This window comes from Bradyrhizobium sp. WYCCWR 12699 (assembly GCF_032144035.1).
In the GTDB taxonomy this organism is placed as follows: Bacteria; Pseudomonadota; Alphaproteobacteria; order Rhizobiales; family Xanthobacteraceae; genus Bradyrhizobium.
Map to the genome: position 1 here is coordinate 763,347 of NZ_JAVTJN010000030.1, position 25,332 is coordinate 788,678.

The 25,332-nt window shown below is 63.9% G+C and carries 24 protein-coding genes; 13 read left to right on the forward strand and 11 right to left on the reverse strand.

Annotated features, from left to right (window positions below; all coding sequences use genetic code 11):
• Positions 1–87 precede the first annotated feature (87 nt).
• From RPS27_RS14355 to RPS27_RS14370, 4 genes are read left to right on the forward strand one after another with little or no spacing between them, the layout of a single operon-like run.
• On the forward strand, positions 88–573 hold the full coding sequence (locus tag RPS27_RS14355) for a GNAT family N-acetyltransferase (protein ID WP_212064733.1): 486 nt from the start codon (positions 88–90) through the stop codon (positions 571–573).
• A complete protein-coding gene (locus tag RPS27_RS14360; protein WP_212064731.1) occupies positions 570–1,187 on the forward strand; it encodes a DUF2585 domain-containing protein in 618 nt (205 codons plus the stop codon). The genes RPS27_RS14355 and RPS27_RS14360 overlap by 4 nt, the downstream gene beginning before the upstream one ends.
• A gap of 53 nt (positions 1,188–1,240) precedes the next feature.
• Entirely contained in the window at positions 1,241–2,545 is a 1,305-nt protein-coding gene (gene hslU, locus RPS27_RS14365; protein ID WP_212064729.1) for an ATP-dependent protease ATPase subunit HslU, read from the forward strand.
• A gap of 28 nt (positions 2,546–2,573) precedes the next feature.
• On the forward strand, positions 2,574–3,698 hold the full coding sequence (locus tag RPS27_RS14370) for a hypothetical protein (protein ID WP_212064727.1): 1,125 nt from the start codon (positions 2,574–2,576) through the stop codon (positions 3,696–3,698).
• On the opposite strand, the gene RPS27_RS14375 is transcribed toward RPS27_RS14370, so the two are convergent.
• The 3 genes from RPS27_RS14375 to RPS27_RS14385 are packed head-to-tail and all read right to left on the reverse strand — an operon-like array spanning position 3,695 to position 6,529.
• Positions 3,695–4,309: a Smr/MutS family protein gene (locus RPS27_RS14375; protein WP_212064726.1), complete on the reverse strand. Its 615-nt coding sequence runs from the start codon at positions 4,307–4,309 to the stop codon at positions 3,695–3,697. The genes RPS27_RS14370 and RPS27_RS14375 overlap by 4 nt on opposite strands.
• On the reverse strand, positions 4,306–5,844 hold the full coding sequence (locus tag RPS27_RS14380) for an MltA domain-containing protein (RefSeq protein WP_313754082.1): 1,539 nt from the start codon (positions 5,842–5,844) through the stop codon (positions 4,306–4,308). Before RPS27_RS14380 ends, RPS27_RS14375 begins: the two co-directional genes overlap by 4 nt.
• Positions 5,822–6,529 carry a Tim44/TimA family putative adaptor protein gene (locus RPS27_RS14385; protein WP_313754083.1) on the reverse strand — a complete coding sequence of 236 codons (708 nt, stop codon included), beginning with the start codon at positions 6,527–6,529 and terminating at the stop codon, positions 5,822–5,824. Before RPS27_RS14385 ends, RPS27_RS14380 begins: the two co-directional genes overlap by 23 nt.
• Positions 6,530–6,941: 412 nt before the next feature.
• On the opposite strand from RPS27_RS14385, the gene secB reads away from it, so the two are divergent.
• Entirely contained in the window at positions 6,942–7,433 is a 492-nt protein-coding gene (gene secB, locus RPS27_RS14390) for a protein-export chaperone SecB (protein WP_194405267.1), read from the forward strand.
• Between the two features lie 9 nt (positions 7,434–7,442).
• Here the strand turns inward: secB and dnaQ are convergent, their stop codons facing one another.
• The 4 genes from dnaQ to RPS27_RS14410 are packed head-to-tail and all read right to left on the reverse strand — an operon-like array spanning position 7,443 to position 10,293.
• On the reverse strand, positions 7,443–8,159 hold the full coding sequence (gene dnaQ, locus RPS27_RS14395; protein ID WP_194405268.1) for a DNA polymerase III subunit epsilon: 717 nt from the start codon (positions 8,157–8,159) through the stop codon (positions 7,443–7,445).
• Positions 8,160–8,213: 54 nt separating this feature from the next.
• A complete protein-coding gene (gene coaE, locus RPS27_RS14400) occupies positions 8,214–8,813 on the reverse strand; it encodes a dephospho-CoA kinase (RefSeq protein WP_211415204.1) in 600 nt (199 codons plus the stop codon).
• A gap of 23 nt (positions 8,814–8,836) precedes the next feature.
• Positions 8,837–9,445 carry a Maf family nucleotide pyrophosphatase gene (locus RPS27_RS14405; RefSeq protein ID WP_211415203.1) on the reverse strand — a complete coding sequence of 203 codons (609 nt, stop codon included), beginning with the start codon at positions 9,443–9,445 and terminating at the stop codon, positions 8,837–8,839.
• A gap of 8 nt (positions 9,446–9,453) precedes the next feature.
• Positions 9,454–10,293: a pyruvate, water dikinase regulatory protein gene (locus RPS27_RS14410; protein ID WP_194405270.1), complete on the reverse strand. Its 840-nt coding sequence runs from the start codon at positions 10,291–10,293 to the stop codon at positions 9,454–9,456.
• A gap of 457 nt (positions 10,294–10,750) precedes the next feature.
• On the opposite strand from RPS27_RS14410, the gene hemJ reads away from it, so the two are divergent.
• Positions 10,751–11,185: a protoporphyrinogen oxidase HemJ gene (gene hemJ, locus RPS27_RS14415; protein WP_212064722.1), complete on the forward strand. Its 435-nt coding sequence runs from the start codon at positions 10,751–10,753 to the stop codon at positions 11,183–11,185.
• A gap of 249 nt (positions 11,186–11,434) precedes the next feature.
• Entirely contained in the window at positions 11,435–12,700 is a 1,266-nt protein-coding gene (gene rho, locus RPS27_RS14420; protein ID WP_008133567.1) for a transcription termination factor Rho, read from the forward strand.
• Between the two features lie 114 nt (positions 12,701–12,814).
• Here rho and RPS27_RS14425 read toward each other — a convergent pair whose 3' ends face one another.
• Complete coding sequence (locus RPS27_RS14425; RefSeq protein WP_313754084.1) at positions 12,815–12,979, reverse strand: hypothetical protein; 165 nt, start codon at positions 12,977–12,979, stop codon at positions 12,815–12,817.
• A 33-nt stretch (positions 12,980–13,012) separates the two neighbouring features.
• Between RPS27_RS14425 and mnmE the strand changes: the two genes are divergently transcribed.
• The 5 genes from mnmE to RPS27_RS14450 all read left to right on the forward strand — a co-directional run bounded on the left by mnmE (position 13,013) and on the right by RPS27_RS14450 (position 19,552).
• A complete protein-coding gene (gene mnmE / locus RPS27_RS14430; protein WP_212064720.1) occupies positions 13,013–14,371 on the forward strand; it encodes a tRNA uridine-5-carboxymethylaminomethyl(34) synthesis GTPase MnmE in 1,359 nt (452 codons plus the stop codon).
• 573 nt (positions 14,372–14,944) lie between these two features.
• Positions 14,945–16,825: a tRNA uridine-5-carboxymethylaminomethyl(34) synthesis enzyme MnmG gene (gene mnmG, locus RPS27_RS14435; RefSeq protein ID WP_212064718.1), complete on the forward strand. Its 1,881-nt coding sequence runs from the start codon at positions 14,945–14,947 to the stop codon at positions 16,823–16,825.
• A 125-nt stretch (positions 16,826–16,950) separates the two neighbouring features.
• Positions 16,951–17,622, forward strand: a complete 672-nt coding sequence (rsmG, locus tag RPS27_RS14440; RefSeq protein ID WP_313754091.1) for a 16S rRNA (guanine(527)-N(7))-methyltransferase RsmG — start codon at positions 16,951–16,953, stop codon at positions 17,620–17,622.
• 27 nt (positions 17,623–17,649) lie between these two features.
• Entirely contained in the window at positions 17,650–18,510 is an 861-nt protein-coding gene (locus tag RPS27_RS14445; protein ID WP_194405274.1) for a ParA family protein, read from the forward strand.
• A 154-nt stretch (positions 18,511–18,664) separates the two neighbouring features.
• Positions 18,665–19,552 carry a ParB/RepB/Spo0J family partition protein gene (locus RPS27_RS14450; protein WP_026312464.1) on the forward strand — a complete coding sequence of 296 codons (888 nt, stop codon included), beginning with the start codon at positions 18,665–18,667 and terminating at the stop codon, positions 19,550–19,552.
• Between the two features lie 204 nt (positions 19,553–19,756).
• On the opposite strand, the gene holA is transcribed toward RPS27_RS14450, so the two are convergent.
• The 3 genes from holA to leuS form a co-directional block, all read right to left on the reverse strand.
• The gene (gene holA, locus RPS27_RS14455; protein WP_211415200.1) at positions 19,757–20,785 is read right to left on the reverse strand and encodes a DNA polymerase III subunit delta; all 1,029 of its coding nucleotides are present in this window, start codon (positions 20,783–20,785) and stop codon (positions 19,757–19,759) included.
• A gap of 128 nt (positions 20,786–20,913) precedes the next feature.
• The gene (gene lptE / locus RPS27_RS14460; protein ID WP_211415199.1) at positions 20,914–21,465 is read right to left on the reverse strand and encodes an LPS assembly lipoprotein LptE; all 552 of its coding nucleotides are present in this window, start codon (positions 21,463–21,465) and stop codon (positions 20,914–20,916) included.
• Positions 21,452–24,088, reverse strand: a complete 2,637-nt coding sequence (leuS, locus tag RPS27_RS14465; protein ID WP_212064717.1) for a leucine--tRNA ligase — start codon at positions 24,086–24,088, stop codon at positions 21,452–21,454. Before leuS ends, lptE begins: the two co-directional genes overlap by 14 nt.
• Before the next feature lie 191 nt (positions 24,089–24,279).
• Here leuS and RPS27_RS14470 point away from each other — a divergent pair, with 191 nt between their 5' ends.
• Positions 24,280–25,326, forward strand: a complete 1,047-nt coding sequence (locus RPS27_RS14470; protein WP_212065208.1) for a GGDEF domain-containing protein — start codon at positions 24,280–24,282, stop codon at positions 25,324–25,326.
• Positions 25,327–25,332: the final 6 nt, after the last annotated feature.

Genomic DNA, 25,332 nt, shown 5'->3' on the forward strand with positions numbered 1-25,332 from the left:
CCCTTGGGGGCTATCCCATTGTGGAGATACCCTCTCCCCAGCCCTCTCCCGCAAGCGGGAGAGGGAGCGCACCGCCATCGGCGCGGGATGACGCCCACCTACACCTTCCGCCCAATGACAGCGGCCGACCTGCCGCTGATCCGGCGGTGGCTGGGCGAGGCCCATGTGCGGGAATGGTGGGGCGATCCGGACGAGCAGTACGCGCTCGTCAGCGGCGACCTCGACGAGCCCGCGATGGACCAGTTCATCGTGTTGGCCGACGACAAGCCCTTCGGCTATCTTCAGTGCTACCGCCTGACCGCCTGGAATACGGGCTTCGGGCCGCAACCGGAGGGCACGCGTGGGATCGATCAGTTCATCGGCGAAAGCGACATGATCGGACGCGGTCACGGCTCGGCGTTGATCCGCCAGTTTGTCGATGAGCAGTCTCGCAGCGGCCTGCCGCGCATGGTCACCGATCCCGATCCGCTCAACGCGCGCGCCCTGCGCGCCTATGAGAAGGCCGGCTTCGTCCGCGACCGCTTGGTCGAGACGCCGGACGGAGCGGCGCTGCTGATGGTGCGCGAAGCATGACGCTGGTTCACGCACGCGCAAGCAAGACCGCGTTTTCACCACTTGCCTGGGCCGGCATCGCGCTATCGCTGCTGGCTCTGCAGGCCGCGATCCTGCTTGCGATGGGGCGGGTGCCGATCTGCACCTGCGGCACTGTCAAGCTGTGGCACGGCGTGGTGAACAGCTCGGAGAATTCCCAGCACATCGCCGACTGGTACACCTTCTCGCACGTGCTGCACGGCTTCCTGTTCTACGGCCTGACCTGGCTGCTGTTCGTGCGCCTGCCGTTCCTCAGCTTGTCCTGGCCTGCTCGGCTGATCATCGCGATGCTGATCGAAGGCGCCTGGGAGATCGTCGAGAACTCGCCCTTCATCATCGAGCGCTACCGCGCCGGCACGATCTCGCTGGATTATTTCGGCGACAGCATCGTCAACTCGGTCTCCGACAATCTGGCCATGGTGCTCGGGTTCCTCGTCGCGCGCGCACTGCCGGTCTCGATGACCGTCCTGATCGGCCTCGCCTTCGAGATCATGCTGGCGCTGCACATTCGCGACAATCTGACGCTCAACATCCTGATGCTGATCCATCCGATCGAGGCGTTGAAGCAATGGCAATCGGGCCCGCCGATCATCTGACGGCCGAAAAAAGCGGCTTGTCCTCCTCCGCAACTGACCCTAGCTAAGGTCCCATGACAGACTTCTCTCCGCGTGAAATCGTTTCCGAACTCGACCGTTTCATCGTCGGCCAGGCCGATGCCAAGCGCGCCGTCTCGATCGCGCTGCGCAATCGCTGGCGGCGACAGCAGCTCGAAGGCTCCTTGCGCGAGGAGGTGCTGCCGAAGAACATCCTGATGATCGGCCCCACCGGCGTCGGCAAGACCGAAATCGCGCGGCGACTGGCAAAACTCGCGAACGCGCCCTTCCTGAAGGTGGAAGCGACGAAGTTCACCGAGGTCGGCTATGTCGGCCGCGACGTCGAGCAGATCGTGCGCGACCTCGTCGAGGTCGCGATCGCCCAGGTCCGCGAGAAGAAGCGCAAGGACGTGCACGCCCGGGCCCAGCTCGCCGCCGAGGAGCGCGTGCTCGATGCGCTGGTCGGCGCCAATGCCTCTTCCACGACGCGGGAATCCTTTCGCAAGAAGCTGCGCGCCGGCGAGCTCAACGACAAGGACATCGAGATCGAGACGCAATCCTCCGGCGGCGGCATGCCGATGTTCGAGATCCCGGGCATGCCGGGCGCGCAGATGGGCGCGATCTCGATCGGCGACATCTTTGGCAAGCTAGGGGGCCGCAGCAAGACGCGGCGCCTGACCGTGGAAGGCTCGCACGAGATCCTCGTCAACGAGGAATCCGACAAGCTGCTGGATAATGATCAGCTGACGCTGGAGGCGATCAGCGCGGTCGAGAACAACGGCATCGTGTTCCTCGACGAGATCGACAAGATCTGCGCCCGTGACGGCCGCGTCGGCGGCGACGTCTCGCGCGAGGGCGTGCAGCGCGATCTCTTGCCGCTGATCGAAGGCACCACGGTCTCGACCAAGCATGGCGCGGTCAAGACCGACCACATCCTGTTCATCGCCTCCGGCGCCTTCCACGTCGCAAAGCCGTCCGACCTGTTGCCGGAATTGCAGGGCCGCCTGCCGATCCGCGTCGAATTGCAGGCGCTGACCCGCGACGACATGCGCCGCATCCTGACCGAGCCCGAGGCCTCGCTGATCAAGCAATATGTCGCCTTGATGCAGACCGAGGGCGTGACCCTCGACATCACCGACAGCGCCATCGACGCGCTCGCCGACGTCGCGGTCGCCGTGAACTCGACCGTCGAGAACATCGGCGCCCGGCGGCTGCAGACCGTGATGGAGCGGGTGCTGGACGAGATCTCCTTCACCGCCCCCGACCGTAGCGGCGAGACCGTCAAGGTCGATGCCGATTTCGTGCAGAAGCACGTCGGTGATCTCGCCAAGAACGCGGATCTGAGCCGGTTTATTTTGTAATTCGGGGCGGTCACGCTATGGATGCGGCGTGACCGTACGCATCTTGCAAAATCCCTGGCGCCTGCTGCTCGCGATCAACGCGGCGGTGATCGTCGGCGTGTTCGTGCACAAGATCCAGCTGCCGCCTTACGTCCCCTACATCCACCTCCTGGTCGACTACCATTTCGGCTTCATCAAGCGCGCGCTGATCGGGGCAGCCGTCGCGCTGTTCACCGACAAGGTGCCGGTCTGGCTGGTGTTCGCGCTGGGCGGGGTGACGTGGCTGGCGACGCTGGGGCTGTACGCAAAGCTGTTCCAGAAGACCTTCGGCTTCACCGCGAAGACGCTGCCGCTGTTCGTCTTCATCGCGGGCTCGCCGTTCTTCCTGAAGAATTTCATGCACACGCTCGGCCATTTCGACATCTATGGCTGTGCGCTGGCCATGATCCTGCTGCTGATGCCCGCGCGCTCGCTGCTGTTCGTCGCCACGGCAGCGCTGTTCTCGGTCATCCTCGTGCTGATCCACCACATTCATCTCTTGATGTATGTGCCGACGATCGTCACCATCGTCGTGATCAGGCACTATCTCGCTTACGGGCTTGATCGCGGCAATGTCGCGTTCGGTATCGTCGCCCTCGCGATCGTCTCCGCGCTGTTCTTCGCCGCGCAATTCTGGGGAACGATGCCGATCCCGGAGGCGGACTTCGTCGCCTATCTGAAAACGCGCATGGCCGATCCCTCGCGCACCGATCTCTTGCAATTCGCCTATATCTGGTACCAGCCGCTGGCGAAGGAAGTTTCCGACACTTGGGGCCGCCTGCCGCACAACAGCCTCGGCATACCTGTGTTCGCGTTGCTGATCTGGCTGCACACGCCGCTGTGGCGTTTCCTCGCGAAGCTGATCGGCACGCTCGCGAGCGAGATGCACCGTCGCCTCGTCATCGCGGCGTTGATCGGCATCAGCATCGCCTATCTCGTGATGTTCGTGATGGTGTTCGACTATTCGCGCTGGATCTCGAACTGGGCGGTCTGCATGTTCCTGATCCTGCATGCGGTGAAGATGCTGCCGGCGGCGCACGAGACGGCGCTGATTCCGCCTGACGACCGGAAGACAAACATCTTCGGCCTGATCATCACCCTGATCCCGCGCGTCGGAATCATCCGGCCGTTCTAGAGTCTGGCCCGCCTGATCCGCACATACAGCGCGCCCTCGCCGCCATGGCCGATATGCGCCGTCTCGAATCCCACGACGAAGGCGCGGAATTCCGGCAGGCTCAGCCATTCCGGCACCTGGCGGCGCAGCACGCCGCTTTCGCCGCCGCTGCGACCCTTGCCGGTGATGACGAGCACGAAGGTCAGGCCGTTATGATGGGCGCGGTGCAGGAATCCGGTCAGCGCGCGATGGGCGCGCGTCTGGGTCATGCCGTGCAGGTCGAGCCGTGCCTCGATCTCGCTGCGGCCGCGCGACAGCTTTGTGCGCTCGCGCTTGCCAAGCGGCGCCAAGGGCGGGACTTGCGGCTTCGCGATACGCGGCGCCGGGGCCTCAGCCACCGGCCTCGGCGGTGGCGAGGGCCGCAGCGCCGGGGCTACCAGTGAAGGTCCAGCGAGCGGCGCGACGTGCGCCTTGACCCCCGCCTTGACTACCGCCTTGGCCACGCGGTGCTTCCGCAGCGGCTTGACCTGTTTGGCGACCGTCTCCCACAGCTCGCGCTCCTCCTCGCTCAGCGCGCGACGACGCGGCGAGGGGCGAGGCTCCAGCACGGGCGGACGAGACGATCGCTTCATTGCTGCCGATGGGGACGCTTCTTCACCGGCCGCTGCGGTTCGGGAGCGGGCTCGATCGCTGGGCGCGGCACCGGTAGCGGGACCGGACCTGCGGTGGCAATTGTTTCGGTCTTGTTGTCCGCTGAAGCGGCCGCCGCTGCCGGCTTCGTCGTCCCCTTGCCCGGATCGGTCTGCGGAAACAGCTTTGCGATCTTCTCCGAGGGACGCGGATCAGGCACCGGCAGACGCGCGGCACGAACCGAGGGATCGAGGCCCTTCGGCACCAGCATCACGAAATGCATGGGATGGCGCAGCCGGCCGGAGACGCGGCCGGCCTCCTGGCCCGCACCGAAAAACAGATCGGCGCGCGCAGGCCCGATGATGGCCGAGCCGGTGTCCTGCGCGATCATCAGCCGATGAAATGGTGTCTTCGCGCGGTCGGATTCGATCGGCAGCTCGCCCTCGATGAAGAACGGCGTGCCGTAGACATGCAGCGATTTGTCGACCGCGATCGAGCGTCCCGCCGTCAGCGGAATGCCTTGCGCACCCACCGCCTCGTCCTTGTCGGACAAATTGACCTCGCGAAAGAAGATGTAGGCGCGGTTCGCCCGGCGCAGCTCCTTGGCGCCGTCAGGGCTTTGCGTCATCCACTCCCTGATCTTCTGCATCGACATCTCTTCCCTGGGGATGATGCCGCGCTCGATCAGGATGCGACCGACGGCGGTGTAGGGATAGCCGTTATAGGCGTCGTAGTTGAGGCGGACCGAGCTGCCGTCGTCGAACTTGATGCGCGCCGAACCCTGGATCTGCGCGAACAACAGATCGGTGGGATCCTTCAGCCAGGCGATCTCCAGTCCGCGGCCGGCGATCTTGCCGTCCTCGATCTCGCCGCGGTCGTAATAGGGCACCAGCTTGCGGCGGCCGATCTTGCGATAGACCGGGCCCTTGTTGGGCAGGCTCACCGAATCCTGCTTGTAGCCGCGCACGAACAGATTCGAAGGGCGGCGGTAGACAGGAACGTTGTAGATGTCGGTCTGGGTGCGCGATCCCTCCAGCACCGGCTCGTAATAGCCGGTGACGAAACCGTCGGGCTCGCCGAGCCGCGAGATGCGCAGCGGCGCAAAATTCTCCTCGAAGAAGGTCTTTGCTTTCGCGTCGTCGCTGAGCTCGAGCGTCTTCGCGACCTTGCAAGGCTCGTTCAGCGAACCTGCCAGCGCTTTCGGTTCAGTCGCGCCGGTCTGCGCATTGATCGACTTGCAGCTCGCACGGAATGTCTTGAACGCGGCGAGATGATTGTCGTCGCCCCAGCCCTTCACGTCCGCCCAGGCCAGCGGCATGTATTGCGCGCCTGATATTTCGAACGGCAGGGGGAGTTGCGGATAGGGCAAGGCCCGCGGCGGAGCAGCGGGCAAGTGCGGGAGATGATGGTGATGGTTGCGGTAGTGGCGCCGCGCCGCCTCGGCGCCGAGCGAAAACGACGACAGCACGACGACGCCTGCGCAAAGCGCGGTCGCGCTGTTCTTCAATAGGATCTTAATTCGCGGTTCCGGTGCCAACCAGCTTCCAGTTCGGATCGCGAGAGGTGATGTCGCGGGCGAAAGTCCAGATGTCGGTGATGTCGGCAACCGTGTCGGCACTGCCGTCGACGATGTTGCCGGCCTTGTCCCGGGTGGCCGAGATCATCTGCGAGACGAAACGGATCGTGAGCTGGGCGGTCCGGTCGCGCAGCTCGGCGCCGACCAGCTCGGCCTTGTCGATCGAGACGAAGCGGGTCTCGGTCTTCTGCTCGTTCTTCTCGCGTTCCTTGATCGCCGCGTCGAAGCTGTCATAGACGTCCGGCGACAACAGGTCGCGCAGCGCGCGGCGGTCGCCGTTGGCGAAGGCCAGCACGATCATCTCATAGGCGCCGCGGGCGCCCGAGATGAAATGACGCGGGTCAAAGGTGGAATCCTTCTCGACGATGGCATCCAGGCCCTGCGCCAGCGTGGTCCCGGGTTCGGCGAGGCCCTTCCAGCGGTCGGAGGGCGGGGTTGGGTCGGCGGTCGGCGCCAGCGGGGCCTGGTCGATCACCTTGCCCGGCATGGTCACGACGTTGTTGTCCTGGGCACCCCCCAGCGCATTGCGGGCGGCGGTCCGATCGAAAGGCGGCCGTTCGTTGCCGGTGCGCTGCCCCAGCACGCTGCGCAGCCGCAGAAAGATGAAGACCGCCAGCGCCAGGAAGATGATGGTGTAGATGTCCACGTCGTATTCGCTTTCTGGCCGATGCCTGGGTCTTCGCTTTTGGGGTCGTCGCCGGGAAAATCAATCCGGCCAGTAGACCGTTCCACACGGGAACGGCAAGTCTACATCACCATTTTAGGTCCACGTCAGGTCCTGGGGATGTAGGCACGAAATCTTGCCCGGCCAATGGCGCCTTTTGGCACAGCACCGAGTGTAGCGCGTTTTATGCTTAAGGGGAAACCCGATCCTGCCCGGAAATCGCGCATCTTCAATCGTTTAAGGCGCTATTTTGCGGAAAAGGCCGGATGACCGCCGCAAGGCTTGGCGCGGCCGGAAATCCCACCCCGGGACCGTTCGTCCTTGTGGAACGAGGCAGCCCTATGTTAGCCAACCGCCGCGAAATTCAGCCCAAATCGGGTAAGGAGAGACTCTCATGACCAACGGTAACGGCACCCCTCCCGAGGCGGCCCAGGCTCCCCAGCTCAACGTGCTGGCGCAATATACCAAGGACCTGTCGTTCGAAAATCCGAACGCGCCGAGCTCGCTCCAGCAGCAGAGCCAGCCGCCCCAGATCAACATCCAGATCAACGTCAGCGCCAACAATCTCAGCGAACAGGAGTTCGAGGTGACGCTGTCGGTCGAGGGCAAGGCCGAGACCGCGGGCAAGATCATGTTCTCGTTCGAGCTCGCCTATGCCGGCGTGTTCCGCATCGCCAACGTGCCCAAGGAGAATCTGCATCCGCTGGTCATGATCGAGTGCCCGCGCCTGCTGTTCCCGTTCGCACGCGAGATCATTGCCACCGCAGTGCGCGACGGCGGGTTCCCGCCCTTGATGCTGGATCCGGTCGACTTCGTCGGTCTCTATCGCCAGAACATGGAGCGGCAAATGGCCTCCCAGGGCGGCGGCCAGACCGGTCAGGCCTAACTCACAACCTTAACCAGCCGGAGAGGCGACTGGAGCAACGAGATACTCGTTCCAGATCGCCTTTTCGCCCATCGTTGCGATGAAGGCCCGGTGGGCCTCCCGCTCGGCATCAGAAACCCGCGGCGCAAGCGGCACCAGGCGCTGCCGCCGCGGCGTATCGCCCGCAGCATTGATGCGAATCTCTTCGCTCTCCGACGCCAGAAGCAGCTGCGACTGACGCGCCCCGACCAGATCGACATAGACCTCGGCCAGCAGCTCGGCATCCAGCAGCGCGCCGTGCTTGGTGCGGTGTGAATTGTCGATCGCATAGCGCGAGCAGAGATCGTCGAGCCGGTTCGACACGCCGGGATGCTTGCGTCGCGCAAGCAGCAGCGTGTCGACCAGCCGCTCACGCGGGATCGCTGCGCGCTTGATCCTGTCGAGCTCGGCGTTGATGAAGCCGATGTCGAACGAGGCATTGTGGATCACCAGCGGCGCATCGCCGATGAACTCGAGAAACGCATCGGCGACTTCGTGGAACAGCGGCTTGGTCGACAGGAATTCGGCCGACAGCCCGTGCACCGCGAAGGCTTCCGCCGGCATGTCCCGCTCAGGATTGATATAGACGTGATAGGTCTGGCCAGTCGGCATGCGGTTGAAGATCTCGACGCAGCCGATTTCGACCAGACGATCGCCGCGGAGCGGATCGAGGCCGGTGGTTTCGGTGTCGAGGACGATTTCGCGCATGACTTGAGATCAGTAAGTTGAGATCGGAGTGCTGAACGCCGGAGAGGCGGCGAATCAGGCTCGCCGCTGCGGCATCTTAACGACCTCGGCGAGGATGTGCGCGATTTGCGCCCGCACCGGCTCGAGTCCGTGCGAGGTATCCACCACGAAATCGGCCCGCTTGCGCTTCTCGGCATCGGGCGTCTGCTTGGCGATGATGGCGTCCAGCTTGGCCTCGTCCATCGTGCCGCGCGCCAGCACCCGCTCGCGCTGGAGTTCCGGCGAGGTCGAGACCACGACCACGGCATCGACCCGCTTCTCGCCGCCGGTTTCGAACAGCAGCGGGATGTCCAGCACTACGACCGGCGCCTTGGCAGCCTCGGCCTCGGCAAAGAACTTTTGCCGGGAGGCGCCGAGCATCGGATGCACGATCTGCTCGAGCTGCTTGATGGCGGCGGGATCGTGCACCACGCGCGCCGACAATTTTGGCCGGTCCACCTTGCCGTTCACGGTGGTGCCGGGAAAGGCGGCCTCGATCGCCGGCGCCGCTTCACCTTCATAGAGCTGATGCACGGCTGCATCGGCGTCGTAGACGGGCACGCCGGCCTCCGCGAACAGCTTTGCGGTGGTCGATTTGCCCATCCCGATCGAGCCGGTCAGTCCGAGGATCCGCATCAGCCTACAGCCATGTCTGTCATTCACACGGCAACTAGCCGTTCGCTTCGCAGGAACGCAAGCAGCGGCAGCAACGGCAGACCGAGAATGGTGAAATGATCGCCCTCGATGCGCTCGAACAGATGGATGCCCAACCCCTCCAGCTGATAGGCGCCGACGCTGGTCGTAACGGCGTCGCCGGCAACATCCAGATACGCTGAAAGCTCGCCCTCGGTCATCTCACGCATCGTCATGCGGGCGATCGAGACGTCTTCGAAAACAATCTTGCCGTCATGCGCCACGGCGACTGCGGAGTTCAGCTCATGGCTGTTGCCGGCAAGCTCGCTCAATTGCGCCAACGCCTGCGGGCGGCCCGCGGGCTTGTTGAAGAGGCGGTTGCCAAGAGCCAGCGTCTGATCGGCGCCGATCACGTAGCTCCCGGGATAACGGGCGCAGACCGCCTTGGCCTTTTCGCGCGCCAGCAGCAAAGCGATCTCGCGCGGATTTGAAAGCTCTGAAGCGCCTTGAATACCGCGTTCGTCGATATCAGCGGTCACAGCCCTGAACTCCAGCCCGGCATTGGCCAGCAGCATTTTTCGCGCGCTGCTCTGCGACGCCAGGATCAACGGAGATGTGCCGAGCCACAGACCCATCGCGAAAACTATTCGGAAGGCCGGTTGCGTTGGCGATCGCTGTAGAGCTTCATGATCGCCGCCGCGGTTTCCTCGATCGAGCGGCGCGTGACGTCCAGCAGCGGCCAATCGTGCTTGGCGCTGAGCTTGCGCGCAAATGCGACCTCCTCGGTGACCGATTGCTTGTCGGTGTAAGTGTCGCTGCCGGATTCGGCTCCCATGGAGAGCAGGCGATTCTGGCGGATCTGGATCAGCCGTTCCGGCGTCGCGTGCAGGCTGACCACCAATGGCCGCGTCAGCGTCTCCAATTGCGAGGGCACCGGAATGCCCGGAACCAACGGCACGTTGGCGGTCCGGATGCCGCGGTTCGCCAGATAAATCGACGTCGGTGTTTTCGAGGTGCGGGACACGCCGACCAGGACGACGTCGGCATCGTCGAGGCCTTCGACATGCTGGCCGTCGTCGTGGATCATCGTGTAGTTCAGCGCGTCGATGCGCTTGAAATATTCCGCGTTGAGGACGTGCTGGGCGCCGACGCGGCCGGTGGTTGCTGCGCCAAGATAGGCTTCGAACAGCTGCATCACCGGGCCGATGATCGACAGGCTCGGAACGTTGATCCCCTTGCACTTGTCCTCGAGCCTGGAGACGAGATCCTTCTCGAGCAGCGTGAACAGCACGATTCCCGGCGCCTCCTCGATCTCATCGAGGACCCGATCGAGCTGCTTCTGGCTGCGCACCAGCGGATAGACGTGCTCGACCGGCGTCACATTGGCGTATTGAGCCGCAACCGCGCGGGCCACGGTGATCAGCGTCTCACCGGTGGAGTCGGAGACGAGGTGCAGATGGAAATAATTGTTCGAGGTCGGCACAAAAACTCTTTGTATGAGGGCGGTGTGGTTTGTGGATTTCTGTGGACCTTAACCCCTCGGAAAGGGTTGCGCGACACCAGGGGCGGGACAAGTGCCAATTTTCTTCACACCGCTGCCCGTCTGAACAAGTTCGCCGGCCTGCCGGGCGGGAAACGGGATTATGCGGACAACCCCCTTGATAAGCTGCTGACAGAAAGGCGCAAGCCTTTGAGGCTGGCCGACTTATCGCAGAGCGCCAGGAACGATAGGGGATATGTTGATGGGTGTGAACAAGCGCGCGCGAACCCGCGGATGGAATTGCATGAGTCCAATCCACGGTCACATAGACTCAAACCTTAAGAATCTAAGATTCTAGATTTGAGGAAGGCACACCGGACGGATATGTGTGCACGGTGAGACCTTAACGAGTTCTTACTATCCCCAGTTCCATTCGCTGGGCAGCAATCCGGGGCCGAAAATGTTCGAAAACGTCTATCTCTGGATCAAGGCCCTGCACGTGATCGCCGTCATCGCCTGGATGGCGGGCATGCTCTATCTGCCGCGGCTGTTCGTCTATCATTCCGAGGCCGAGATCGGCTCGAAGCAGTCGGAAACGTTCAAGGTGATGGAGCGTCGGCTGCTCAAGGCCATCATCAATCCCGCCATGATGGTCACCTGGCTCGCCGGCCTCTATCTCGCATGGTCGGGCCATTGGTTCTCGTTCGGCTGGCTGCACGTAAAACTGGCACTGGTCCTGGCGATGTCGGCGGTCCACGGCTTTTTTTCCCGCTGGCTGAAGGATTTCGCTGCCGACCGGCGCCCGCGCACCCAGAAATTCTATCGCATTATCAATGAGGTGCCGACTGTCCTGATGATTGTCATCGTCATCATGGTGATCGTGAAGCCGTTCTAGGCAAGGCCTCTCGCGAATAGCTCAGCGCTTCTTCTTGCGGAGCTGGAAGCGATTTTCTATATTGTCGACATCCCACCCAACGCAGGCGGATGTGGTTGTGTCTGAGCTTTCCAGAGGCCGGACACCGCATCAGGTTTGAAGCCTCATCGGCACTTAACCTTGCCAGACCTGCGGACCTTCTCTTCTCACGTCCGCATTTCAGAGCCTCCTCGCACCCCCCTCCCCAGGTTACCCCACAGGACCACCCCAATGCGGGAAATTAAACTCGAAGACCTCAAGTCCAAAACGCCGGCCGAGCTCGTCTCGTTTGCGGAGGAGAATGGGGTCGAGAACGCCAGCACGATGCGAAAGCAGGAGCTGCTGTTCGCCATCCTCAAGCAGCTCGCACTCGCCGAGACCGACATCGTCGGCCAGGGCGTCGTCGAAGTGCTTTCCGATGGCTTCGGCTTCCTCCGTTCGCCCGATGCTAACTATCTGCCGGGCCCCGACGACATCTACGTTTCGCCGTCGCAGATCCGCCGTTTCGGCCTGCGCACCGGCGACACCATCGAAGGCCACATCCGCAGCCCGAAAGAGGGCGAGCGCTATTTCGCGCTGCTGAAGGTCAACACGCTCAACTTCGAGGATCCGGAGAAGGCCAAGCACAAGGTCAATTTCGACAACCTCACGCCGCTGTTTCCGAATCAGCGCTTTCGCATGGAAATCGACGATCCGACGCGGAAAGACCTGTCTGCACGCGTGATCGACATCGTCGCTCCCATCGGCAAGGGCCAGCGCGCATTGATCGTTGCGCCGCCGCGCACGGGTAAGACCGTGCTGATGCAGAACATCGCGCACTCGATCACGCACAATCATCCCGAATGCTACCTGATCGTGCTCTTGATCGACGAGCGTCCGGAAGAAGTCACGGACATGCAGCGTTCGGTGAAGGGCGAGGTCGTCTCTTCGACCTTCGACGAGCCGGCGGTGCGTCACGTCCAGGTCGCCGAGATGGTGATCGAGAAGGCCAAGCGTCTCGTCGAGCATGGCCGCGACGTCGTCATCCTGCTCGACTCGATCACGCGCCTCGGCCGCGCCTACAACACCGTCGTGCCGTCATCCGGCAAGGTGCTGACCGGCGGTGTCGACGCCAACGCGCTGCAGCGCCCGAAGCGCTTCTTCGGTGCCGCCCGCAACATCGAGGAGGGCGGCTCGCTGACCATCATCGCGACCGCGCTGGTCGATACCGGCAGCCGCATGGACGAAGTCATCTTCGAAGAGTTCAAGGGCACCGGTAACTCGGAACTGATCCTGGACCGCAAGGTCTCGGACAAGCGCACCTTCCCGGCGATCGACATCTCGCGCTCCGGCACCCGCAAGGAAGAGCTCATCACCGACCCGCAGGTGCTCAAGAAGATGTACGTGCTCCGCCGCATCCTCAATCCGATGGGGACGATGGACGCGATCGACTTCCTGCTCGACAAGCTGCGTTCGACCAAGAGCAATTCGGAGTTCTTCGACTCCATGAATACTTGAGTGCAGTGCAGCATTAGATTAGAGGGCGCCTTCGGGCGCCCTTTTCGTTGTGCGCTGTTGCTGCGGAAGAGCTGCAGCATGACAGAGGTCGGGACGACCGATCCCCATCTTCAATTAATCTGTTGATATATCTAGGTAATGCTTGAATTCGGCGGGGTGGAACCGCTGCCCGAGAAAGTGTTTCTGCAGCAAAATCTGGCGGATATATTGCAGTGCAATAGGAAATTGCTGCGGGATTTTTGCAGCAAAATGCGCCCCGGACGGAGTTGAAGCTGACATTTGCTTTTTCGCCGGCAGCCGGACAAATGGGCCATGCATCCGCGAGACCAGACCATTTTTGCGCTGTCATCCGGCCGGGCGCCCAGCGCGATCGCGGTGGTGCGGGTGTCGGGCTCGCAGGCTGGCCAGGTGCTGACGATGCTTGCCGGCAAGTTGCCGGCCCCGCGGCAGGCCAGCCGCCGCGTGCTCCGGGATAGGGCCGGCGAGCCGATCGACGATGCGGTGGTGCTCTGGTTTCCAGGACCTGCCAGTGCGACCGGCGAGGACATCGCCGAGTTCCATACTCATGGCGGCCGCGCCGTGCTGGCGACGCTGCTCACCTCTATTTCTTTTATTCCGAATACACGGGCGGCCGAACCGGGTGAGTTCACGCGGCGGGCATTCGAGAACGGCAAGCTCGACCTCACTGAGGCCGAGGGTCTCGACGATCTCATTCACGCCGATACCGACCGGCAGCGGCGCCAGGCGCTGCGCCAGTTGCGGGGCCTGCTCGGCGACCGCGCGCGCGATTGGCGCGAGCGCATCATTGAGGCGTCGGCGCTGATCGAAGCCGGCATCGATTTTTCCGATGAAGGCGACGTGCCCGCGGAATTGATGGCGCCGGCGATCAGCGCCATCAAGGCGCTGCATGACGAAATTGCAAAAGTCCTTGCGGCACAGGGACATTCTGAACGTCTGCGCGACGGGCTGGTGGTAGCGATCGCCGGCGAGCCGAATGTCGGCAAGTCGACGCTGATGAATCAGCTCGCACGCCGCGAGGTCGCGATCGTCTCGCCGCATGCCGGCACGACGCGCGACGTGATCGAGGTACAGCTCGATCTCGACGGCTATCCGGTCACGGTGATCGACACCGCCGGCATTCGCGAGACCGACGATCCGGTCGAGCAGGAGGGCGTGCGCCGCGCCCGCGCGCGGGCCGAGGACGCCGACCTCGTGTTATGGCTGGTCGAACCCGAGCAAGCCGTTGATCCGGTGCCGTTGCAGTCGCTTCAAATTTCCGGGACGGAGAGCGATCGGTCCGGCGGCCCGGTGTGGATCGTCCGAAACAAGATTGACCTCGGTAGAGCCGGAGGCTCCGCCGCGCCGGGCGAGTTTGCGATCTCGGCGCGAAAGGGCGATGGCGTCCCCGAACTGGTCGAGGCCCTCGTCAAATTCGCAGCCGAGTTCTTCGGAGCCAGCGAGGGCGCCGTTCTGACCCGGGCGCGCCAACGCGACTTGTTGAGCCGTGCGTCGGACAGCTTGCGCCGGAGCCTCGAGCTTGTAGAAGAAGGCGAAGAGCTGGCCGCCGAGGAATTGCGTGCCGCCGCTTATGCCTTGGGCCGGTTGCTGGGTCGGGTGGACGTCGAGGACGTCCTGGGCGCCATTTTTCAGAAATTCTGCATCGGAAAGTAGCGCTGGTTCTTCATTGTAGAACTAGCGCTTGTTCCATTTCTTGTGTTTCACGTGAAACGAGTTCGCTCTTAAGAGTTCCGGCCTCATAGCCCGGATGGTGCGAAGCGCAATCCGGGGCGGTCATAACCGGGCCAGTGAGTGGGCGCTTCATTCAGTGGGGTTCCGGCCGTTTCACGTGAAACAGGTGACCGCCGGACCGGTCTCGTCTCCCCATGCCGCTAGCCAGCCAGCCGGAAAGCGCAACCGTCGAGATGATCGGTGTGCTTCCGATCCCCTCATTAAGAGGCGCTCATAAAACGAAGCGATCCAGACCGCCTCCAGGGAGACAGGGGCTGGCTTGCTTCTGCGCTCCCAACGACCGGGCCTGCCGCCGCCAGGCTTTGGCCCCGGCGCTTCAGACATGGGCATTCCGTTTCACGTGAAACAGCACCCCTCCCAAGGTTTCCTACTTTGCATGGGGTTGGTTTCGCAAAATCGTTTTTACCGTCCCCGCTCGGCACATGTTTCACGTGAACCACCGCGCGCCCCAGTTTCCACTTCCGGCTTTCCCGCCTCTGAGCTAGAAGTCCGCCCATGCGAACAGAGCGAGAGAGCTTCGACGTCATCGTGATTGGCGGCGGCCACGCCGGCTGTGAAGCCGCGGCTGCGTCTGCCCGGATGGGCGCCGCGACCGCCCTGGTCACGCACCGTTTCTCGACCGTCGGCGCAATGTCCTGCAATCCCGCTATCGGGGGTCTCGGCAAGGGCCATCTCGTCCGAGAAGTCGACGCTCTCGATGGTCTGATGGGCCGGGTCGGCGATGCTGGCGGGATCCAGTTTCGCGTCCTCAATCGCCGCAAGGGTCCTGCTGTCCGCGGTCCCCGGGCCCAGGCGGACCGAAAGCTTTATGCCGCTGCGATGCAGGCCGCGATCCGCGAGACCGAGGGCCTTTTCATCATTGAAGGCGAAGCCGACGAGCTAATCGTGACCGATGGCCGAGTGACTGGATTGCGCCTGGCTGACGGCCGGGAGCTCCGGGCAGGGGCCGTTGTCGTCACCACCGGCACCTTTCTCCGTGGTCTGATCCATCTCGGTGAGAAGAATTGGCCGGCCGGCCGGGTCGGCGAGGCCCCCGCGATGGGTCTGTCGGCCTCCTTCGAGCGAGCCGGCTTCACCTTGGGACGGCTCAAGACCGGCACTCCGCCGCGTTTGGATGGCACCACGATCGACTGGTCCGCGGTCGAGATGCAGCCCGGTGACGAACCGCCGGAGCCCTTCTCGGTCATGACCGAGCGGATCACAACCCCGCAGATTCAGTGCGGGATCACCCGGACCACCGCGGCAACGCATGAAGTGATCCGGGCCAATGTCCATCGCTCCCCGATGTACTCCGGCCAGATCAAGAGCTCCGGACCGCGCTATTGTCCCTCGATCGAGGACAAGATCGTCCGCTTCGGCGACCGTGACGGTCACCAGATCTTCCTGGAGCCGGAAGGGCTCGACGACAGCACGGTCTATCCCAACGGCATCTCGACGTCGCTGCCCGAGGAGGTCCAGCTCGCGATCCTCGCCACCATCCCGGGCCTGGAGCGGGTGAAGATGGTCCGTCCCGGCTACGCCATCGAATACGACCATATCGATCCCCGGGAGCTCGATCCGACCCTGCAGACCAAGCGTCTGCGCGGGCTGTTCCTGGCCGGGCAGATCAACGGCACCACCGGGTACGAAGAAGCGGCCGGGCAGGGCATCGTGGCCGGTCTGAATGCGGCGCTTGCTGCGAGCGGAGCGGCACTGACGGTGTTCGATCGTGCCGATGGCTATCTCGGGGTGATGATCGACGACCTCGTCACCCGCGGCATCAGCGAACCCTATCGGATGTTCACCTCGCGGGCCGAGTACCGGCTGACGCTGCGGGCGGACAATGCCGATCAGCGTCTGACGGAGAAGGGCATCGCCCTGGGGTGTGTTGGAAGCGGCCGAACCCTGCACCATCGCGCCAAGATGGACGCCCTGAACGCAGCCCGGACGCTCTCGAAGTCGCTGACCATCACCCCGAACGAGGCGATCAGGCACGGATTGTCCCTCAACCGGGACGGCCAGCGCCGGTCGGCCTTCGAGCTAATGGCTTATCCGGAGATCGGCTGGAGCCAGGTCCGGGCGATCTGGCCGGAGCTATCAGCCATCGATCCCGTCATCGCGATCCATCTCGAGATCGACGCCAAATACGATGTCTATCTCGAGCGCCAGAGCGCCGACGTCGAGGCTTTCCGGCGCGACGAGGGGATGGTGCTGTCGGAGGTCGACTACAGCCTCGTGCCCGGTCTTTCCAACGAGGTCCGCGCCAAGCTGGAGAAGGCGCGGCCGTTCACGGTCGGCCAGGCCGGCCGGATCGACGGCATGACACCAGCGGCGCTCGGCATCCTCGCGGCCTATCTTCGTCGCGAGGCACGGAAGACTTCCAAGGCAATCGCATAAGCCAATTGCAATAGGCGTTTCACGTGAAACAGCGCGGACCGGGCGGAGACAGACCGCTATCGCGACGACCCGGCACAGGTGAGGGCGCGGGCCATCGATCTGATCCGGGGCCCGCCAAGCCAAAGATCGACAAAGCCAGCGCGAACGATCCCGCACTCGATTCCATCATCGCTGCCGACAAGCGGGCGGCGTTGAAGCTCGCGCCCGTTTCACGTGAAACCGAGGAGCGGCTCGATCGCTATATCGCGCTGCTCCGGGAGTGGCAGGCCAAGACCAATCTGGTCGCACCTTCGACCCTGCCACAGCTTTGGACCCGGCACATTGCCGACTCGCTCCAGCTGGTCGAGCTCGCGCCTACGGCAAAACGCTGGGCCGACCTCGGCAGTGGCGGCGGCTTTCCCGGCGTGGTGCTCGCCTGCGCCATGGCCGGCACGCCGGATGCGAGGGTCCATCTCGTCGAGCGAATCGCCAAGAAGGCCGCCTTTTTGCGCGAAGCGATTCGCGTCACCACATCTCCGGGAGTCGTACATCTCGCTGAGATCGGGGATAATGTGGATAGAATCACCGGCCCCGTCGATTGCGTCACCGCGCGTGCGCTGGCTCCGCTACATCAACTCATCGGCTTTGCGGAGCCGCTTATGCGCCAGGGCGCAAAGGCGTTGTTTCTCAAGGGTCAAGATGTAGAGGCTGAATTGACCGAAGCCGCTAAATATTGGAATATTGCGCCTCAGCTCCACCAAAGCCGCACGGGTGACGGCTGGATCGTGGAGTTGAATGCGGCCGAACGGCGCGGGTGAGGCGTTCAGGGGACTGGGGAATTTTCGATGACCGTGATTGACGAGCCGCAGCAGACGCAAGAACCGACCAGCGAGGTCCCGCACGGCCACCCGCGCATCCTGGCGCTGGCGAATCAAAAGGGCGGTGTGGGAAAAACAACCACAGCGATCAATCTCGGCACGGCGCTCGCCGCGATTGGCGAACGCGTCCTGATCGTTGATCTCGATCCCCAGGGCAACGCCTCGACCGGCCTCGGGATCGACCGCCGCAGCCGCTCCTGCTCGACCTACGACGTGCTGATCGGTGAAGCGCCCCTGCGCGAAGCCGTGGTCTCCACCGCGGTGCCGCGGCTGCACATCGCGCCGTCGACCATGGATCTCTCCGGTCTCGAGCTCGAGCTCGGCACCACGCCCGGCCGCGCCTTCAAGCTGCGCGACGCCATCGGTGCGCTCAACAACAACGTCTCGCCGGATGCCGACTACACCTATGTGCTGATCGACTGTCCGCCCTCGCTCAACCTGCTGACGGTGAACGCGATGGCGGCTTCCGACGCGATCCTGGTCCCGTTGCAGTGCGAGTTCTTCGCGCTCGAAGGTCTGTCGCAATTGCTGCAGACGGTGGAGCAGGTGCGCTCGACGCTCAATCCGAACCTGTCGATCCACGGCATCGTGCTGACCATGTTCGACTCGCGCAACAACTTGTCGAACCAGGTCGTCGCGGACGTCCGGCAGTTCATGGGCGAGAAGGTCTACAAGACCATGATCCCGCGCAACGTGCGCATCTCGGAGGCGCCGTCCTACGGCAAGCCGGTGCTGGTCTACGATCTCAAATGCGTCGGCAGCGAAGCCTATTTGCGGCTCGCCACCGAGGTGATCCAGCGTGAGCGCGAGCTGCGCGTTACGCATTGACGTGAGATCCGCAGGGCGGGTTGGCGCAGCGCAACCCGCCGATCTCTCGCCGCGAACGAACCTGTTGCGGATTACGCTGCGCTGATCCGCCCTACGACCTACGATTTGAAATTCAGTTCTGGAGTGCTGCACCGTGAATCCAAGGGAGCTGGCGATGGCCGATGAAGCGCGTTCGCGACTGGGCCGGGGACTTGCAAGTCTGATCGGTGATGTCGGCGGCGAGGCTCAGCACGTCGACCGTCCGCGCGCGCAGCGCAAGGTGCCGATCGAATTCATCAAGGCCAATCCGCGCAATCCGCGCCGCACCTTTTCCGACACCGAGCTGAAGGAGCTCAGCGAGTCCATCAAGCAGCATGGCGTGATCCAGCCGATCGTGGTGCGTCCCGTGAAGGGCGCGCAGGATCGCTTCGAGATCATCGCCGGCGAGCGGCGCTGGCGCGCTTCGCAGATGGCCGGCCTGCACGAAGTGCCGATCGTGCCGGTCGACATCAGCGACAGCGATGCGCTGGAGTTCGCGATCGTCGAGAACGTGCAGCGCGAAGACCTCAATCCGATGGAAGAGGCGCAGGGCTATCACGCGCTGGCCAACGAGTTCAAACGCAGCCAGGACGACATCGCGAAGGTCGTCGGCAAGAGCCGCAGCCACGTCGCCAACATGATGCGGCTGACCAAGCTGCCGGCGGAGGTGCAGGCCTTCATCGCAACCGGCGAGCTGACGGCCGGTCACGCCCGCGCACTGATCGGCGTGCCGGATCCGCTCGCCGCCGCCAAGCGCATCGTCGAGGAGGGACTCAACGTCCGGCAGGCCGAAGCGCTCGCGCATGAAGAGGGCGTGCCGGAGCGCAAGCCGCAAAAGGCGCGCAGCACGGGGGGCAAGGAAAAGGACCCCGACACGATCGATCTGGAGAAGCGCGTCAGCGATGCGCTCGGCCTCAAGGTCACCGTCAATCACCGCGACCCCGGCGGCTCGGTGCAGATCAACTACCGCAACCTCGATCAGCTCGACGAGGTCATGAAGCGCCTGGCCAAGGGCGCGCTGTAGGCCTCGACCTGCCCTGGCGTTGCGAGCCGGGCGATTGGCCACACCTTCAGTCTCGCCCTGGCGATGGCCAGGACGACGTTGGGAAGGCCGTGTGCGTCAACATCGTCATCGCGAGGAGCACTTGCGACGAAGCAATCCAGAATCTTTCCGCGGAGGGATTCTGGATTGCTTCGCTGCGCTCGCAATGACGGAGAGAGTTCGGGCTCAGCCCCGCCGCTTCGCATTTGCGGCGATCGCCATCAGCGTGCGCTGGGCGATGGCGGCGGCGAGGGTGGATTGCTTGCGGGTGTCGAGCGCCGCCGCCGCGAGCTGCTCGATCACGGCGGCGAGCTTCGCCACGCTGAAATTGCGCAGCGCGGTTTCGACCGCGGGCTTTCGTGAGAAATGCAGGCGCGGATAGCCGCCGTCGAGCACGGCGGAGGCAGGCTGGCCGTCGGCGATGGCGAGCGCGGATTTGTGCAGCCACGCCGCCTGGCGCTGCGCGGCGGAGATGATCACGCCGGGATAGGTGCCGGCGATCATGGCTTTTGCGAATTCGGTCTCGACGATATCGGGCCGCCCGGCAAAGGCGCCGTCGACGATCGGGTCGAGCTTCAGCTCGGACGCGTCCGCGACCACAGCCATCACGTCGTCCAGCGTGACCTCGCCCTTGCCGTGGGAATAGAGCGTCAGCTTGCGCAGCTCGTTGCGCGAGGCCTGGCGGTCGCCGCCGAGGAACGACATCAGCGCGGCACGGGCGTCCTGTGCGATGCGCAGATTCGCGATACGCAGCTCGTCGTCCATCAGCTTGGCGAGATCGCGCTCGGTGTCGGGATAGCAGCCGATCGCCACCGCCGTCTTGGCTTTCTCGCACGCCTTGCGCAGCGGCGATTCCGGGCGGAGTTCGCCGGCCTCGATCACGATGCGGCAATCCCTGACGTTCATCTCGGCCAGGGTGTCGACCCCGCTGGCAAAGCTGCGCGAGCCTGCGCGGATGCGGATGGCGCGGCGGCCGCCGAACAGCGGCACCGTCATGGCCTCGTCGACCAGCCGCGATGGCTCGGCGGACAGCTCGTCGCCGTCGAGCTTCACCATTGCAAAGGGATCGTTGGGATCATCGACGGCGGAGGCGATCAACGCATCGGCGCGCTCGCGCACGAGACCGGCGTCGGGACCGTAAAGCAGGATGATCGGACGCCCCGCATCGGGGCGGGCGAGGAAGCTGTCGATCTCTTTTCCACGCAGCGCGACCATGGCCTAGATCGTCATTCCGGTGCGCGCGATGCGCCAACTACGGTGCGCATTGCGCACCTGAGAATCCAGAGATTGTTGATCGCGATTCCGGGTTCACGCTGTGCGTGCCCCGGAATGACGGGAGTGGTTCAGGTCCCCGCGGTAAAGAACGAGGCGAGCCGGGTCGTGATGTTGTCGGCAATCTCGCTGGCGGCACGATCCTCCGCGTCACGCACGGCGCGGTTGCGGGAGAAGCGCTGATAGGACCCCGGCATGTCGTAGGACACGCGCGAGAAGGTCGAGCCGGACATGACTGATTTGCCGGTCGCGACGTCGATCAGATTGTACTGGGCGTCGATGCCGAGATTTTCGTTGGTCGGCAGTCCCGTCGCGGTACTGACGATCAACGAGGAACGGTTGGTGGTGAAGCGGATGTCCAGCCGGTGGGTTGGCGGCATGCCCGTCGCCGAGCCGTAAAGCTTGAAGGCGAGGGCGTTGCGGATCTCGACGCCGACGCGAGCCTCGCGGGAGGCGTTGGGCTTGCTGATCGGGGGCAGCTCGACCCCCATCAGCTTCTCGCGCAGGCCGGGGGTGCCGTCGTTTCGCTCGGCATACATCGGCTGGAAGCAGCCGGCGGTCAACGCGGCCAGGGCGGCGACCGCCAGCAAGCGGGCTGCGATGCGGATCCTAGCCGACAACATTTACGATCCTCTTGGGGACGATGATCACCTTGCGGACGGGCTTGCCGTCCAGGGCCAGCTTTACCGCATCGAGGGCCAAAACGGCAGCCTCGATTTCCGGATTCTGGGCCGCTGTTGCAACTGTGACCTCACCCCGCTTCTTGCCATTGACCTGGACCACCAGGGTCACGCTGTCTTCGACCAGCAAATCGCGTTCGATTTGGGGCCAGTTGGCCTCGGAAACCAGCCCGCTCTGGCCCATAGCCTGCCAGCACTCCTCGGCGAGGTGCGGCATCATCGGGGAGAACAGCTGGACCAGGATCTGGCTGGCCTCCCGGATCGCCCAAGCCAAATCTGGAGCGAGATCGGACGACGGCTGGCCGGGGCGCTGCAGGATTTCCGAGAAGCTGTTGGCGAATTCGCGGATATGGGCGAGGCAGACGTTGAAGTGCAGCCGCTCGATCCCGGTGGTCACCTTGTCCAGCGCGCCATGGGCGGCCTTGCGCAGGGCGGTGGCGTCGGGGCCGAAGCTGGCCGGCCGGGCCGCGGGCGCTGCCTTGCCGAGCTCCACGGAATCGTTCACCAGCCGCCACAGCCGCTGCACGAAGCGCGAGGCGCCCTGGACGCGCTCGTCGCTCCAGATCACGTCGCGGTCGGGCGGGGAGTCCGACAGCATGAACCAGCGGGCGACGTCGGCGCCGTAGGTCTCGATGATGTCGTCGGGGTCGACGGTGTTCTTCTTCGACTTCGACATCTTCTCGATCGGGCCGATCTGGATGTCTTCGCCCGTGCTGAGCAGCGTCGCGCGGCGCCCGTTGCCGCCAACCTCGACCTTGACCTCGGCCGGCTGCACATAGGTACCGTCGGCCCGCTGGTAGGTCTCGTGTACCACCATGCCTTGCGTGAACATGCCGGCGAACGGCTCGTCCAGCGCAATGTGCCCGGTCGCCTTCATCGCGCGGGTGAAGAAGCGGCTGTAGAGCAGATGCAGGATCGCGTGCTCGACGCCGCCGATATACTGGTCGACCGGCAGCATCCGGTTGGCGACCGCGGGCGTCGTCGGGGCGGTCTCATTCCAGGGATCGGTGAAGCGCGCAAAATACCAGGACGAATCCACGAAGGTGTCCATGGTGTCGGTTTCGCGGTTGGCGCTGCCACCGCATTTGGGGCAGGTGACATGCTTCCACGTCGGATGATGGTCCAGCGCGTTGCCCGGCTTGTCGAAGCTCACATCCTCCGGCAGCACCACCGGCAAGTCGGCGTCCGGCACCGGGACCACGTCGCATTTCGGACAATGGATGACCGGGATCGGGCAGCCCCAATAGCGCTGGCGCGAAATGCCCCAATCGCGCAGGCGGAAATTGACCTGCCGCTCGCCGACCGGCGCGTTGCCGCGCAGCTCGATCTCCAGGCGCTTTGCGACCTCGTCCTTGGCCTGATCGATCGTCATGCCGTCGAGGAAACGCGAATTGATCATGCGGCCGTCACCATCGTAGGCGGTGTCGGTGATCACGAACGTCTTCGGATCCTGGCCCTCCGGGCACACGACGGGCGTATTGCCGAGATTGTACTTGTTGACGAAGTCGAGGTCGCGCTGGTCGTGCGCCGGACAGCCGAAGATGGCGCCGGTGCCGTATTCCATCAGCACGAAGTTGGCGACATAGACCGGCAGTTTCCAGCTCGGGTCGAACGGATGCACCGCGCGGATGCCGGTGTCGAAACCCTGCTTCTCCGCGGTGTCGATGATCGACTGTGCGGTGCCGATCTTCTTGATGTCGGCGATGAATTCCGCGAGCTTCGGGTTCTTCGCGGCTGCTGCCTGCGCCAGCGGATGATCCGCCGAGATCGCCATGAACTTCGCGCCGAACAACGTGTCGGGGCGCGTCGTGAAGATCTTCAGCTCGTTCTCGCCAGCCGGCGTCGTCGCCGCATCCAGCGCGAAACGGATCAACAGGCCCTCGGAGCGCCCGATCCAGTTGCGCTGCATCAGGCGCACCTTGTCGGGCCAGCGGTCCAGACCATCCAGCGCCGACAGCAATTCCTGCGAGTACTTCGTGATCTTGAAGACCCACTGGCTCATTTCCCGTTGTTCGACAATTGCGCCGGAGCGCCAGCCGCGGCCGTCGATGACCTGCTCGTTGGCGAGCACGGTCATGTCGACCGGGTCCCAGTTCAGCTTGCGCTTCTCGCGCTCGGCGAGACCTGCGGCGAGCATGTCCAGGAACATCTTCTGCTGGTGCTTGTAGTAGCTGGGATCGCAGGTCGCGAATTCGCGGCTCCAGTCCAGCGACAGCCCGATCGAGCGGAGCTGCTTCTTCATCGCGGCGATGTTGTCGTAGGTCCAGGCCTTCGGCGCGACCTTGCGCTCGATCGCGGCATTCTCGGCCGGCAGGCCGAACGCGTCCCAGCCCATCGGGTGCAGCACGTTGAACCCCTTGGCGCGCATGAAGCGGGCCAGCACGTCGCCGAGCGTGTAATTCCTGACGTGACCGATATGGATGCGCCCGGACGGATAGGGGAACATCTCGAGTACATAGTATTTCGGCCGCGAATCGTTGTTCTTGGAGACGAAGATCGCCTGTTCGTCCCAGAGGCGTTGCCACCGCGGTTCGGCGTCGCGGGCGTTATAGCGTTCGGAGGTCATGGAATCGTTGGGGTTTTCATGGGTTCGGCCGTCTCAAGACGGCGGACTAGGCCATAGAAGTCCTCAAGGGGTCAATGGGTTGCCGCGATTTGGAACTTTGCGCGCGCCTCCGCATAACTACGAGGGCCTGCGTTGGCGTGTGATTAAGGGGTCGATGCCAATTTGCGGCCCAATAAGACCGCATGAGCGCAATGGATTCCAGCTTCGACGATCCCGATTATGATTATGCCGCCTCCATCGCCGGACGGGCGATGCGCAGCATGGCCGAACAGCGGATTGCGCCGACGCCGGCCAATTTCGCGGTCTGGTACCAATATTTCGCGGGCAGCCACGACGATTTGCGCAACGCGATCGATCTCTTGATCGACCATAATCGTCCGTTCGACGCCCGTACCAATCAGGATCTGTTCGAGACCTATGTCGCGCCCCAGGTCAGCGCCATCGTGGTCGACACGTCCGAGCGGCTGCAGGCCCTGATGGGTGCGGCCAAGGAATTTCTGGCGACCGCGATCGCTGACAACCATTCGCAGATGCAGGCCATCAGCCAGGTGGCCGACCAGAGCAAGGCCGGCGTCGATCCGAAGGCGCTGGTCGCCCAGCTCATGAACGAGCTGGCCCGGGCCGCCACACGCGCCACGCGGCTGGAAGCGGGCTTTGCGGAAAAGACCCGCGAGCTGGATGTCATCCGGGATTCGCTCTCGCGGTCCGAGGAGCGCGCGCGGACCGACACCCTGACGGGCCTTGCAAACCGGCGGGCGCTCGACGAATTCCTGCGCAAGGCGCAGGGGACTGCGGATTGGGGCGAGCCGCTCAGCGTGCTGATGCTCGACATCGACCACTTCAAGACCTTCAACGACAATTTCGGCCACGGCGTCGGCGACCAGGTGCTGCGCCTGATGGCGAAGGTGCTGCGGGAAAAGGTCCGGACGCAGGATCTGCCGGCCCGCTATGGCGGGGAGGAGCTGATCGCGGTGCTGCCGGACGCCGATCTCGCCACTTGCGCCGAGATTGCCGAACGCATCAGGCGTGCGCTCGCCGAATGCACGATCACGCGCCGCTCGACCGGCGAGACCCTGCCTAATATCAGCGTGTCGATCGGCGTGGCACAGTACCGGCCCGGCGAAGCGATCACCGATCTCATCGAGCGCTGCGATCGCGCGCTCTATCTCGCCAAGGGCAGCGGCCGCAATCGCGTGGTGACGGAGATCGAGCTCGATCGTCGCAGGGCTGCGGACTAAGTTTCG